Source organism: Pseudomonas sp. FW507-12TSA (assembly GCF_058781435.1).
The window spans coordinates 117,216-129,982 of record NZ_JBYSWT010000024.1; the positions used below are offsets into that span (position 1 = coordinate 117,216).

A 12,767-nucleotide genomic window follows, 5' to 3' on the forward strand; every position below is an offset into this window, starting at 1 on the left:
TAAATGAAGCAGAGCGAGAGTGGATGTGAGCAAACGAGCCTTTAACTTCTGCGCAGGCCCTGCCGCGCTTCCTGAAGCGGTGCTGAAGCGCGCCCAGGCCGAGATGCTGGACTGGAACGGCAAGGGCCTGTCGGTCATGGAAATGAGCCACCGTAGCGACGACTATGTGGCCATCGCCGAAAAAGCCGAGCAGGACCTGCGCGAGCTGATGTCCATCCCCTCCAACTACAAGGTGTTGTTCCTCCAGGGCGGCGCCAGCCAGCAATTCGCCGAGATCCCGTTGAACCTGCTGCCGGAAAACGGCACGGCCGACTATGTCGAGACCGGTATCTGGTCGAAGAAGGCCATCGAGGAAGCCCGTCGCTTCGGCACCGTCAACATCGCCGCCAGCGCCAAGGCTTACGACTACCTGGCCATTCCGGGCCAGAACGAGTGGAAGCTGACCCCCAACGCGGCCTACGTGCACTATGCGTCCAACGAAACCATCGGTGGCCTGCAGTTCGACTGGGTGCCGCAGACCGGTGATGTGCCTCTGGTGGTCGACATGTCCTCCGACATTCTTTCGCGTCCGGCCGATGTGTCGCAGTACGGCATGATCTACGCCGGCGCGCAGAAGAACATCGGTCCGAGCGGCCTGGTGGTGGTGATCGTTCGTGAAGACCTGCTGGGCCGCGCCCGTAGCGCTTGTCCGACCATGCTCGACTACAAGGTCGCTGCCGACAACGGCTCGATGTACAACACTCCGGCCACCTATTCCTGGTATCTCTCGGGCCTGGTCTTCGAGTGGCTGAAGGAGCAGGGTGGCGTTGCTGCCATGGAGCAGCGCAACAAGGCGAAGAAAGACACCCTGTACGGCTTCATCGACAACAGTGACTTCTACACCAACCCGATCAGCGTCAACGCCCGTTCGTGGATGAACGTGCCGTTCCGTCTGGCCGACGAGCGCCTGGACAAGGCTTTCCTGGCCGGCGCCGATGCCCGTGGTCTGCTCAATCTCAAGGGTCACCGCTCGGTAGGCGGCATGCGTGCCTCCATCTACAACGCATTGGGCCTCGATGCGGTCAACGCCCTGGTGGCCTACATGGCGGAGTTCGAGAAGGAACATGGCTGATGTCTGAGCAAGAACTCAAGGCCTTGCGCCTGCGCATTGACTCCCTGGACGAGAAGGTCCTGGAGCTGATCAGTGAACGCGCGCGTTGTGCTCAGGAAGTGGCCCGGGTGAAGACGGCTTCCCTGGCCGAAGGCGAGGTGCCGGTGTTCTATCGCCCCGAGCGTGAGGCCCAGGTCCTCAAGCGGGTGATGGAGCGTAACCAGGGTCCGCTGGACAACGAGGAAATGGCGCGGTTGTTCCGCGAGATCATGTCTTCCTGCCTGGCGCTGGAGCAGCCGCTGAAAGTCGCCTATCTGGGTCCCGAGGGCACCTTCACCCAGGCTGCGGCCCTGAAGCATTTCGGTCATGCGGTGATCAGCAAGCCGATGGCGGCCATCGACGAGGTGTTCCGCGAAGTGGCGGCCGGTGCGGTGAACTTCGGCGTGGTACCGGTGGAAAACTCCACCGAGGGTGCGGTCAACCACACCCTTGACAGCTTCCTCGAGCACGACATGGTAATTTGCGGCGAGGTCGAGCTGCGTATCCACCACCACTTGCTGGTGGGCGAGAACACCAAGACCGACAGCATCAGCCGTATCTACTCCCATGCCCAGTCGCTGGCCCAGTGCCGCAAGTGGCTGGACGCCCACTATCCGAATGTGGAGCGGGTCGCGGTATCGAGCAATGCCGAGGCCGCCAAGCGGGTCAAGGGCGAGTGGAACTCCGCGGCGATTGCCGGCGACATGGCGGCGAGCCTCTACGGCCTGACTCGCCTGGCCGACAAGATCGAGGACCGTCCGGACAACTCCACGCGGTTCCTGATGATTGGCAACCAGGAAGTGCCGCCGACTGGTGACGACAAGACCTCGATCATCGTTTCCATGAGCAACAAGCCAGGTGCGTTGCACGAGCTGCTGGTGCCGTTTCATGACAATGGCATCGACCTGACGCGGATCGAGACCCGGCCTTCGCGCAGTGGCAAATGGACCTACGTATTCTTCATCGACTTCGTCGGCCACCACCGCGACCCGCTGGTCAAGGGTGTGCTGGAGAAGATCAGTCAGGAAGCAGTGGCACTCAAGGTGCTGGGTTCCTACCCGAAAGCGGTTCTCTGAGGCATTTAACAATGAGTGGCGACTTCCTCGCCCTGGCGCAGCCAGGTGTGCAACAACTTTCGCCGTACGTTCCGGGCAAGCCCGTGGACGAACTGGCCCGTGAGCTGGATATCGATCCGGCCACCATCGTCAAGCTGGCGAGTAACGAAAATCCGCTGGGCGCCAGTCCGAAGGCGCTTGCGGCGATTCGCGAAGAGCTGGCCGAGCTGACCCGCTACCCGGATGGCAACGGCTTCACGCTCAAGTCCCTGTTGGCCGAGCGCTGTGGCGTCGAGATCGAGCAGGTGACCCTGGGCAATGGCTCCAACGACATCCTTGAGCTGGTCGCTCGCGCCTACCTGGCCCCGGGCCTGAACGCGGTGTTCAGCGAGCACGCCTTTGCCGTCTACCCGATCGTCACCCAGGCGGTCGGGGCTGAGGCGCGGGTAGTGCCGGCCAAGGATTGGGGGCACGACCTGTCCGCCATGCTCAAGGCCATCGATGCGCAGACCCGGGTGGTGTTCATTGCCAACCCGAACAACCCGACAGGCACCTGGTTCGATGCCGAGGCGCTGGACGAGTTTCTCCAGGACGTACCGGCCCATGTGCTGGTGGTGCTGGACGAGGCCTACATCGAGTATGCCGAAGGCAGTGATCTGCCTGATGGCCTGGATTTCCTGGCGGCTTACCCGAACCTGCTGGTCTCGCGGACGTTTTCCAAGGCATACGGCCTGGCAGCGCTGCGGGTCGGTTATGGCTTGTCTACCGCGGTAGTGGCGGATGTGCTCAATCGCGTGCGCCAGCCCTTCAACGTCAACAGCCTGGCCCTGGCAGCGGCTTGCGCAGCGTTGCAGGACGATGACTACCTGGCTGAAAGCCGCCGCCTCAACGAGGCTGGCATGCAGCAGTTGGAAGCGGGGTTCCGCGAGCTGGGCCTGGGCTGGATCCCGTCCAGGGGCAACTTCATTGCCGTTGACCTGGGGCGCGAGGCCGCGCCGGTATTCCAGGGGTTGTTGCGTGAAGGGGTGATCGTGCGCCCCGTGGCCAACTACGCAATGCCCGACCACCTGCGCGTGACCATCGGCTTGCCGGCGGAAAACTCTCGCTTCCTCGAGGCCTTGGCCAAGGTCATGGCTCGTGGTTGATGTCATTCCAGTGCAATCTGCTGTGCCTATGATCGGTCGCCTGGTGGTGATCGGCCTGGGATTGATTGGCGGCTCCTTTGCCAAGGGGCTGCGTGAAAGTGGCATCTGTCGCGAAGTGGTTGGCGTTGACCTGGATCCGCAGTCCCGTCGATTGGCCGTGGAGCTTGGGGTGGTGGATCGCTGCGAAGAGGATCTGGCCCTGGCTTGCCAGGGTGCCGATGTGATCCAGCTGGCGGTGCCCATCCTGGCCATGGAGAAATTGCTGGCCAAGTTGGCGAGCATGGATCTGGGACAGGCGGTGTTGACCGATGTCGGCAGCGCCAAAGGCAATGTGGTGCGGGCGGCGACCGAGGCTTTTGCTGGTATGCCGGCGCGCTTCGTGCCTGGGCATCCGATTGCCGGTTCCGAGCAAAGTGGTGTCGAGGCTTCCAATGCCCAGTTGTTTCGTCGGCACAAGGTGATCTTGACGCCGTTGGCGCAGACGGATGCGCTGGCGCTGGCGCTGGTCGACAGCTTGTGGCGCGAATTGGGGGCAGATGTCGAACATATGCAGGTCCGGCGGCATGACGAGGTCCTGGCTGCAACTAGCCATCTACCGCATCTTTTGGCATTCGGGCTGGTCGATTCGCTGGCCAAGCGCAGTGAAAATCTGGACATCTTCCGTTACGCTGCGGGCGGGTTCCGCGATTTCACGAGAATCGCCGGCAGTGACCCGGTCATGTGGCATGACATCTTCCTCGCCAATCGCGAAGCGGTCCTGCGCACACTCGATACATTTCGCAATGACCTCGACGCCTTGCGCGACGCGGTCGATGCAGGGGACGGGCATCAGCTGTTGGGCGTATTCACTCGCGCCCGGGTAGCCCGCGAGCATTTCGGTAAAATCCTGGCCCGCCGGGCCTATGTGGACGCTATGAACTCCAACGATCTGATTTTCCTGGCAAATCCTGGTGGCCGCCTGAGTGGGCGGATTCGTGTTCCAGGTGACAAATCGATTTCCCACCGCTCGATCATGCTCGGCTCCCTGGCCGAGGGCACCACTGAAGTGGAAGGCTTCCTCGAGGGCGAGGATGCGCTGGCTACATTGCAGGCTTTCCGCGACATGGGGGTGGTCATCGAGGGGCCGCATCACGGCCGGGTGACCATTCATGGGGTGGGGCTGCACGGTTTGAAGCCGGCACCTGGCCCGATCTACCTGGGCAACTCCGGTACGTCCATGCGCCTGCTTTCCGGCCTGCTGGCTGCGCAGGATTTTGATAGCACCCTGACGGGCGATCCTTCGCTGTCCAAGCGTCCGATGAATCGGGTGGCCAACCCGTTGCGGGAGATGGGCGCGGTGATCGAGACCGCGGCCGAAGGTCGCCCGCCGATGGTGATCCGTGGCGGTCACAAGCTCAAGGGCTTGACCTACACCTTGCCGATGGCCAGCGCCCAGGTGAAGTCCTGCCTGCTATTGGCGGGGCTGTACGCCGAAGGCAAGACCACTGTGACCGAGCCGGCGCCGACTCGCGACCATACCGAGCGCATGCTGCGTGGCTTCGGTTATTCGGTGGATGTCGAAGGAGCGACCGCCTCAGTTGCCTCCGGTGGCAAGCTCAAGGCTACCCATATCGAGGTGCCGGCGGATATCTCCTCCGCGGCCTTCTTCCTGGTGGCCGCTTCGATCGCCGAAGGCTCCGAGCTGGTGCTGGAACATGTGGGGATCAACCCGACTCGTACCGGAGTCATCGACATCCTGCGCTTGATGGGGGCCGACATTCGCCTGGAAAACCAGCGTGAAGTGGGTGGCGAACCGGTTGCAGACCTGCATGTGCGTGCAGCCAGGCTCAAGGGGATCGAGATCCCGCAGGAATTGGTTCCGCTGGCGATCGACGAGTTCCCGGTACTGTTCGTCGCGGCCGCTTGTGCCGAGGGGCGTACGGTGCTGCGTGGCGCGGAAGAGCTGCGGGTCAAGGAGTCCGACCGCATCCAGGTGATGGCCGACGGCCTGCTGACCCTGGGTGTGAAATGTGAGCCGACCCCGGATGGCATCATCATCGATGGTGGCCAGATCGGTGGTGGCGAGGTCCATGGTCATGGCGACCACCGGATTGCCATGGCCTTCAGTGTGGCCTCGTTGCGCGCCAATGCGCCGATTCGCATCCATGACTGCGCCAACGTCGCCACCTCCTTCCCGAACTTCCTAGCGTTGTGCGCCCAAGTCGGCATCCGTGTTGCCCAAGAGGCCCAGTCGTGATGAGCAAGGCGCCTGTAATCACCATCGATGGGCCAAGCGGTTCGGGCAAAGGCACCATCGCTGGCAAGCTGGCCGAGCATCTGGGCTGGTGTCTGCTGGACTCCGGGGCCTTGTATCGGTTGTTGGCATTCGCTGCCCGCAACCATGGGGTCGACCTGACCAACGAAGAGTCGCTCAAGCTTCTGGCGGCTCACCTGGACGTACAGTTCCTGAGTGCTACCGAAAGCCATCCGCAGCGGATCATTCTCGAAGGCGACGATGTGACCGACGACCTGCGTAACGAGCAAGTCGGCGCCTGGGCTTCCCAGGTCGCTGCCTTGCCGGCGGTGCGGGATGCTCTGCTGCAGCGTCAACGGGCCTTTAGCGAATTGCCGGGGCTGGTCGCCGATGGTCGTGACATGGGGACGGTGGTCTTTCCCGATGCACCATTGAAGATTTTCCTGACCGCTAGTGCCGAGGAGCGTGCGCGTCGCCGCTACTTGCAGTTGAAGGGGAAAGTCGATGGTGTTAGTCTGTCGAGTCTGCTAGATGAGATTCGTGCGCGTGATGAGCGCGATACCCAGCGAGCGGTCGCCCCGCTCAAGCCGGCGGCTGACGCCATACAGCTGGATTCCACGGAGTTGTCCATCGATCAGGTGCTGCAACGCATCTTGAGCGAAATCGCCCTTCGCGATATCGCCGGGTGAACAAGGAAGGTCGTAGGGGACCAGTCATAGTCCTGCGATCTTTCTTTTATATGAACGTAACCCACATTGTCTGGAATGTGGCAGATGGGCGGAATCTTCGCCCTTATCAACAGGAATTAAAATGAGCGAAAGCTTTGCGGAACTCTTTGAAGAAAGCCTGAAAACCCTGAACCTTCAGGCAGGCTCCATCATCACCGGTGTTATCGTCGACATCGACTACCAAGCGCGTTGGGTAACCGTTCACGCTGGTCTGAAGTCTGAAGCGCTGATCCCGCTTGAGCAGTTCTACAACGATGCTGGCGAGCTGTCCATCAATGTTGGTGATGAAGTTCACGTTGCTCTGGACTCGGTTGAAGACGGCTTCGGTGAAACCAAGCTCTCCCGTGAAAAAGCCAAGCGCGCTGAATGCTGGATCGTTCTGGAAGCAGCCTTCGCAGCCGAAGAAGTGGTCAAGGGCGTTATCAACGGTAAGGTTAAAGGCGGCTTCACTGTCGACGTTAACGGCATCCGTGCGTTCCTGCCAGGTTCTCTGGTTGACGTCCGTCCAGTGCGCGACACCACGCACCTGGAAGGCAAAGAGCTCGAGTTTAAAGTCATCAAACTCGACCAGAAGCGCAACAACGTTGTCGTTTCCCGCCGCAGCGTCCTTGAAGCCGAGAACTCCGCCGAGCGTGAAGCTCTGCTGGAATCCCTGCAGGAAGGTCAGCAAGTTAAGGGTATCGTCAAGAACCTCACCGATTACGGCGCATTCGTCGATCTGGGTGGCGTCGATGGCCTGCTGCACATCACCGACATGGCTTGGAAGCGTATCAAGCATCCTTCCGAAATCGTCAATGTTGGCGACGAGATCGATGTCAAGGTTCTGAAATACGATCGCGAGCGCAATCGTGTTTCCCTGGGCCTGAAGCAACTGGGTGAAGACCCTTGGGTTGCCATCAAGGCTCGTTACCCAGAAAGCACCCGCGTTACCGCTCGTGTAACCAACCTGACTGACTACGGCTGCTTCGCTGAGCTGGAAGAAGGCGTTGAAGGTCTGGTACACGTTTCGGAAATGGACTGGACCAACAAAAACATCCATCCTTCGAAAGTCGTACAAGTTGGCGACGAAGTGGAAGTTATGGTTCTGGACATCGACGAAGAGCGTCGTCGTATCTCCCTCGGCATCAAGCAGTGCAAGTCCAACCCATGGGAAGACTTCTCTGGCCAGTTCAACAAGGGCGACAAAATCTCCGGCACCATCAAGTCGATTACCGATTTCGGTATCTTCATTGGTCTGGACGGCGGCATCGACGGTCTGGTTCACTTGTCCGACATCTCTTGGAACGAAGTGGGCGAAGAAGCCGTGCGTCGCTTCAAGAAGGGCGACGAGCTGGATACCGTTATCCTGTCTGTTGACCCAGAGCGTGAGCGTATCTCCCTGGGTATCAAGCAGCTGGAAAGCGATCCGTTCTCCGAGTACGTACAAGAGAACGACAAAGGCGCAATCGTTAAGGGTGTTGTAAAAGAAGTTGACGCTAAAGGCGCCATCATCACCCTGGCTAACGATATCGAAGCTACTCTGAAAGCCTCTGAAATCAGCCGTGACCGCATCGAAGATGCGCGCAACGTCCTGAAAGAAGGCGAAGAAGTTGAAGCCAAGATCATCAGCGTTGACCGTAAGAGCCGTGTAATCCAGCTCTCTATCAAGTCGAAAGACGTTGAAGACGAGAAAGAAGCTATCCAGAGCCTGCGCGACAAGCCAGCTACCTCGGATATCGCTGCTGGCCCTACCACTCTGGGCGACCTGCTGCGTGCACAGATGGAGAAGCAGAACTAAGTTCTGTTTCACCAAAAAAAGGGCGACTTCGGTCGCCCTTTTTTGTGCCTGGAAATCAGATAGGGCTATCTTGAGATGAAACCAAGGCGTGCAATCAGCGGTCTCTTAAGGAGGATTGCAAGTAAGAGTCTTGATTTTCCGCGGGGTGACTCAGGTAGCACGAAGTCTGGCCTAGGGAGGAGTATGAGCAGGTTCATGGTTGTTGGTTTGATGTTGTTTTTGGTTGGTTGTGAGGCCAGTGTAAAAACCCACGCGATTCGTGGAGCCACTGGCATAGAAATCGATTGTTCTGGATTGGGCTCGGATTGGGATAGGTGCTACGAGCGGGCTGCGCGTGAGTGCGATAGCAGTGGTTATAAGGTCCTCAGCAAATCCAGCGACGCGAAAGATGAGGAGGGCGATTATCCCTTTGGTTGGAATCCGGCGGGGTATGTGACGAGGACAATGCTCGTTATGTGTCGCTAAGATTTCGATTGGTACGGATCCGTCTCGTTTATATTGCTCGACGAGAGTGGGCTGTTCAAAACCTTCTGGGCATGCTAAAACCTTCTGAGCACTGACCTAGCTGCTTGAAAAAGAAGGGAAAAATATGACGAAGTCGGAGTTGATCGAACGAATTGTCACCCATCAAGGGCTGCTGTCATCCAAGGATGTCGAGTTGGCCATCAAGACGATGCTGGAGCAAATGTCTCAGTGTCTGGCTACTGGTGATCGGATTGAGATCCGTGGTTTCGGTAGCTTCTCGCTTCATTATCGCGCTCCGCGTGTGGGGCGAAATCCTAAAACTGGCCAGTCCGTCAGTCTTGATGGGAAGTTTGTGCCACATTTCAAACCAGGGAAAGAGTTACGAGATCGTGTTAATGAAGACGAGTAGTAACAGGTATTAAGTCTATTTTTTAATGATCAATCATTGAGTTTTTAATGAGTTATCTTATGCAGAGCTGACCAACTGTACTGCATGTGTTTCCTATATTTTCTGTATATTATTTTTGATTGTAATTTATAATCTTATTTAAAGTTTTATGTTTTTTCGTATTTTCTAGCCTGGATTAACTATCCTGCCTTCCTGTGTCACATCGTAATCGATCATACCCTCCTCACTATTCTTTACCGCTATGGCAGGCTCCCTTTTGCCTGTGGTGATGGAACCTTTTTGCCTGAACACCTTCCCGTCATAGGCGCATTATGGGAGCATATAGGGTGTTTAGTGAGCCTGTAAAAAATGAGACCAGAAGACTTTGTTGTTTCTGTTAGTCAAGGGGTACCTCAGTCCGTTCGTGAACTGTTCTGGCTGGTTTTTTTTGCGTCAAGAGGGCGAGGTATCAGCTTGGATGCTCATTTTCCGTGGTTGGATGATGAGATAGATGTGGTTTGTCTACAGATCGCAGATGTACGTCCTCGTACTCACGATACGCCTCTGGCAGCCCTGCTGATTAGAAAGGTTGATGTTGCCAAGGGAAAATGCATTGGCCTAGTCGGGTTGGTCTGTGTTGCTGAAGAGTGGCGCGGAAAGGGGCTAAGCACAAAACTGTTGTCTAAAGCAGCTGAGTTAGGGCGAGAGATAAATTTATCTGCCCTGGTGCTGTGGACCCAAAAGCCGGATGTCTATGTGGGACAGGGGTTTCGGGTAGATGAACAAGATATTTTTTGTCATGTGAAAAAAAATATTTCAATTTACCCAACAGAAAAATATTCAACAAATAGTTGGCCCGACAAAAAGGCTCTTGAAAAAAAACAAGGTCTGGCACCGTTTGCCACCTTTGGTGAAATTATTAAAAGCCAAAAGGCAAGTCTGGTGGTTTTTCATTCAGCACAAATTTCCACGCTAGTGGATTGGGAAGGAGAGGATGTAGATGTGATTAGTCTATTGCATTCTGCTCTACCTGATCATTGGGCGCTGACTTCAAATGAAGATGAGAGACTGATATTTTTGTTGAAAGAGCAAGGCTTCCATGTTGAACATCGTTCTTCATCTGTTCGTATGATAAAAGTCCTTGATGCTGTAACAAGTATCAAGATTCCACAAATCAATATTATGGATCGAATTTAACCTCATGCCCGTTTCCAATGAAATTATTTCATTAGTAAAAGTTGCCATGCCTCCGAAGGAAGTTTTAATGCCTGCCTTGGAGTCAGTACTTTATAGCGGAATGATCGCTGAAGGCGAGCATGTTTATCAGTTCGAGTCCGAGTTTTCAAAAAAATTTGGCGTAGAGAATGTATTAGCTACCAGCAGTGGTACAGCAGCTCTGCACATCGCATTGATTTTATCCGGCGTAGGCTCTGGAGATGAAGTTATTACAACTTCGATGACTGCCGAACCAACAAATACCACTATCCTACAGCTAGGTGCCATTCCGGTATTTGCTGACGTAGAGGCGAGCACTGGTAACTTATCTCCAGATTCGGTTGAGTCGTTAATTACCAGTAAAACAAAGGCTATCTGCGTAGTTCACTATGCGGGCTATCCAGCAAAGCTAAATGAACTTCGAGGAATTGCAGATCGTAACGGTATATTTTTAATCGAAGATTGTGCTCATGCATTGGGGGCGAAATATGATGGAAAACCAATAGGTTCAATTGGAGATTATTCAATATTCTCATTTCAAGCAATTAAACACATGACCACAGTTGACGGTGGAGTTTTAACATTAAAAACTTCTGAGAAAATTGATTTGGCTCGACGGCTTCGCTGGTTTGGCCTTTCGAAGGGGGTTCCTCGTACCGAAGTAGATATTACTCGGGTTGGCTATAAGTACAATATGAGTAATGTGGCAGCTGTAATTGGACTTGAGCAATTGAATAGTGTTACTCCATTGCTGGAGCGTCATCGTCAGAACGGGCGATATTTCGACCAGGCCTTAACAGGGATTCCAGGAATTTTCCCTGCCTCCGTTGAGAGTATCGCGGATCCTAGCTACTGGCTCTATACACTTTGCGCAGATGATTCTGAAGATGTCGAGAAACTTTTAAACTCTAACGGAGTCATGGCATCAAAGCTTCATAGGCCCAATCATTTGCACTCAGTTTTCAAACCTTTCGTCAGCGACCTACCTGCATTGCAGGATTTTTATAAAAAACTTCTTCATATACCATGCGGCTGGTGGGTTACAGATGAACAGCGAGATCGTATTGTCAATTTGCTGAAGCGTGGTTAGAAGAAAATGCCTAATAATATTCCTTTATATGGTGTAGTCAGTTTGCCCGAGATGGAAGAGGCTGCTTTAAGTGTTCTTCGTTCAGGACGAATTTCCGGAGGCGAATGGGTAAGCAGGTTTGAGTTAGAGTTTGGTAAATTAACGGGCCATCAAAATGTAGTTTCTACTATCGATATGACCAGCGCATTATTTTTGGCTTTACACTTGGCAGGTGTAAAGGAAGGTGATGAAGTACTGACAACGGCTTTTGCGTGTCTTTCTACAAACTCAGCAATTGCTCAAATAAAAGCCAAGCCAGTTTGGGTTGACGTATGTCATCAGTCCGTGGATATGGACTTAAAAGATTTGGAGAGAAAAATAACAAGTAAGACCAAGGCCGTCATCCTTTACCATGTCGCAGGGTATCCTGGTCCTGCCAAAGAACTTGCAAGGTTATGTAAGAATTATAATATTTATCTGATTGAAGATTGCAATAACGCCATGTTCGCGAGTAGAGACTCTGCGGTAGTTGGTACTGTAGGGGACTTTGCCGTTTACTCTTTTTATCCTAATCGACAAATTAATGCTACCGAAGGGGGCGCATTAGTCTGTCGAAAGGAAAGTCTCGCGATCAAGGCAAGAAAGCTAAGGAAATTTGGAATCAATTACAGTGATTTTCGGCTGCCCAACGGTGAAATAAATAAAGGCTCAGACATTCCTGAAATTGGGTGGAGCATGACACTCAATAATTTATGTGCTGCAATTGGGTTCTCTCAGATCAGTTCACTAAAGGTGCGGCATAAAAAGACACTGGTTCATGTAGAGAAACTGAAGTTTCTTCTTTCTGACATTGAAGGGCTGAAGTTTGTTCCTGCTGAAGGTGATGGTGTCGCAGATTTTTGGGTGCTGCTTGTATTTGTCGAGCACCGAGATGCTGTTTTAAGTAATATAAAAAAATATGGAGTAATGGCTTCTAGCATTCATCAGCGTAATGATCTTTATAGTGGTTTCTCTACTCAGGAAGCTCAGCTGAAAAATACTGAGTATCTACAGAATCATATTTTGGGTATTCCTTGTGGATGGTGGCTTGAAGATGATGATTTAGAATCAATTTCTAATGCATTAAGAAAAGCGATCAGCGCTGTAGGTATATGAAAAAACATAGCGCTACACTTCTAAGAATGCTTATGTTGTATGGGGGCAAGACATCCAGTTTGCTTGTCGCTTTTATATTTCTACCATTATATGGTCGGGTTCTTGGTGAGGAACAGTTTGGTGCGATTGTTGTAATTATCTCATTGCAAGCGCTTTTGGTAATGCTTGATCTTGGAATGTCAACTCTTGCCTCTAGAGAGGCAGCAATCACTACTAAAGGTAGTGGCTCCCTATTAATAATTATTTCATCTGCAGAAGTTATTTTGTCTGTTTTTTATATAGGGCTTGTTTTTCTTTTCTTTTTAATAAAATTAGTTTTTGAAGTATCGAGTGTTTCTTGGAGTGTTATCGTCTTCTCTGCACTTTTGTTCTTTTTTCTCGCGCTGCAAAATTTATACTATACGATAT

At 53.8% G+C, this 12,767-nt stretch carries 12 protein-coding genes; all 12 read left to right on the forward strand.

The window, feature by feature from the left end:
• Positions 1–25: 25 nt before the first annotated feature.
• Entirely contained in the window at positions 26–1,111 is a 1,086-nt protein-coding gene (gene serC / locus AC3WK8_RS21850; RefSeq protein ID WP_103325837.1) for a 3-phosphoserine/phosphohydroxythreonine transaminase, read from the forward strand.
• Positions 1,111–2,205: a prephenate dehydratase gene (pheA, locus tag AC3WK8_RS21855; RefSeq protein ID WP_022640122.1), complete on the forward strand. Its 1,095-nt coding sequence runs from the start codon at positions 1,111–1,113 to the stop codon at positions 2,203–2,205. Before serC ends, pheA begins: the two co-directional genes overlap by 1 nt.
• An 11-nt stretch (positions 2,206–2,216) precedes the next feature.
• On the forward strand, positions 2,217–3,329 hold the full coding sequence (gene hisC, locus AC3WK8_RS21860) for a histidinol-phosphate transaminase (RefSeq protein ID WP_085596787.1): 1,113 nt from the start codon (positions 2,217–2,219) through the stop codon (positions 3,327–3,329).
• A 28-nt stretch (positions 3,330–3,357) separates the two neighbouring features.
• Positions 3,358–5,565, forward strand: coding sequence for a bifunctional prephenate dehydrogenase/3-phosphoshikimate 1-carboxyvinyltransferase (locus AC3WK8_RS21865; RefSeq protein ID WP_103325831.1), 2,208 nt, complete (start codon positions 3,358–3,360; stop codon positions 5,563–5,565).
• Positions 5,565–6,251, forward strand: coding sequence for a (d)CMP kinase (gene cmk / locus AC3WK8_RS21870; RefSeq protein WP_178088042.1), 687 nt, complete (start codon positions 5,565–5,567; stop codon positions 6,249–6,251). Before AC3WK8_RS21865 ends, cmk begins: the two co-directional genes overlap by 1 nt.
• 121 nt (positions 6,252–6,372) lie before the next feature.
• Positions 6,373–8,067: a 30S ribosomal protein S1 gene (rpsA, locus tag AC3WK8_RS21875; RefSeq protein WP_058435296.1), complete on the forward strand. Its 1,695-nt coding sequence runs from the start codon at positions 6,373–6,375 to the stop codon at positions 8,065–8,067.
• Between the two features lie 183 nt (positions 8,068–8,250).
• Positions 8,251–8,532 carry a hypothetical protein gene (locus AC3WK8_RS21880; RefSeq protein ID WP_085596784.1) on the forward strand — a complete coding sequence of 94 codons (282 nt, stop codon included), beginning with the start codon at positions 8,251–8,253 and terminating at the stop codon, positions 8,530–8,532.
• Positions 8,533–8,656: 124 nt separating this feature from the next.
• On the forward strand, positions 8,657–8,941 hold the full coding sequence (gene ihfB, locus AC3WK8_RS21885) for an integration host factor subunit beta (protein ID WP_085596783.1): 285 nt from the start codon (positions 8,657–8,659) through the stop codon (positions 8,939–8,941).
• Between the two features lie 348 nt (positions 8,942–9,289).
• The gene (locus tag AC3WK8_RS21890; protein WP_085596782.1) at positions 9,290–10,117 is read left to right on the forward strand and encodes a GNAT family N-acetyltransferase; all 828 of its coding nucleotides are present in this window, start codon (positions 9,290–9,292) and stop codon (positions 10,115–10,117) included.
• A gap of 4 nt (positions 10,118–10,121) precedes the next feature.
• Positions 10,122–11,225, forward strand: a complete 1,104-nt coding sequence (locus AC3WK8_RS21895; protein WP_207245070.1) for a DegT/DnrJ/EryC1/StrS family aminotransferase — start codon at positions 10,122–10,124, stop codon at positions 11,223–11,225.
• A 6-nt stretch (positions 11,226–11,231) separates the two neighbouring features.
• Positions 11,232–12,359, forward strand: a complete 1,128-nt coding sequence (locus AC3WK8_RS21900) for an aminotransferase class V-fold PLP-dependent enzyme (RefSeq protein ID WP_103325833.1) — start codon at positions 11,232–11,234, stop codon at positions 12,357–12,359.
• On the forward strand, positions 12,356–12,767 hold a 412-nt coding region (locus tag AC3WK8_RS21905; protein ID WP_158250059.1), incomplete at its 3' end, for an oligosaccharide flippase family protein. The genes AC3WK8_RS21900 and AC3WK8_RS21905, both read left to right, overlap by 4 nt.

Excerpts from the sequence above, each read along its gene's own strand:
- pheA (WP_022640122.1), top strand. The coding sequence starts at position 1,111 with ATGTCTGAGCAAGAACTCAAGGCCTTGCGCCTGCGCATTGACTCCCTG.
- hisC (WP_085596787.1), top strand. The coding sequence starts at position 2,217 with ATGAGTGGCGACTTCCTCGCCCTGGCGCAGCCAGGTGTGCAACAACTT.
- AC3WK8_RS21865 (WP_103325831.1), top strand. The coding sequence starts at position 3,358 with ATGATCGGTCGCCTGGTGGTGATCGGCCTGGGATTGATTGGCGGCTCC.
- cmk (WP_178088042.1), top strand. The coding sequence starts at position 5,565 with ATGAGCAAGGCGCCTGTAATCACCATCGATGGGCCAAGCGGTTCGGGC.
- rpsA (WP_058435296.1), top strand. The coding sequence starts at position 6,373 with ATGAGCGAAAGCTTTGCGGAACTCTTTGAAGAAAGCCTGAAAACCCTG.
- AC3WK8_RS21880 (WP_085596784.1), top strand. The coding sequence starts at position 8,251 with ATGAGCAGGTTCATGGTTGTTGGTTTGATGTTGTTTTTGGTTGGTTGT.
- ihfB (WP_085596783.1), top strand. The coding sequence starts at position 8,657 with ATGACGAAGTCGGAGTTGATCGAACGAATTGTCACCCATCAAGGGCTG.
- AC3WK8_RS21890 (WP_085596782.1), top strand. The coding sequence starts at position 9,290 with ATGAGACCAGAAGACTTTGTTGTTTCTGTTAGTCAAGGGGTACCTCAG.
- AC3WK8_RS21895 (WP_207245070.1), top strand. The coding sequence starts at position 10,122 with ATGCCCGTTTCCAATGAAATTATTTCATTAGTAAAAGTTGCCATGCCT.
- AC3WK8_RS21900 (WP_103325833.1), top strand. The coding sequence starts at position 11,232 with ATGCCTAATAATATTCCTTTATATGGTGTAGTCAGTTTGCCCGAGATG.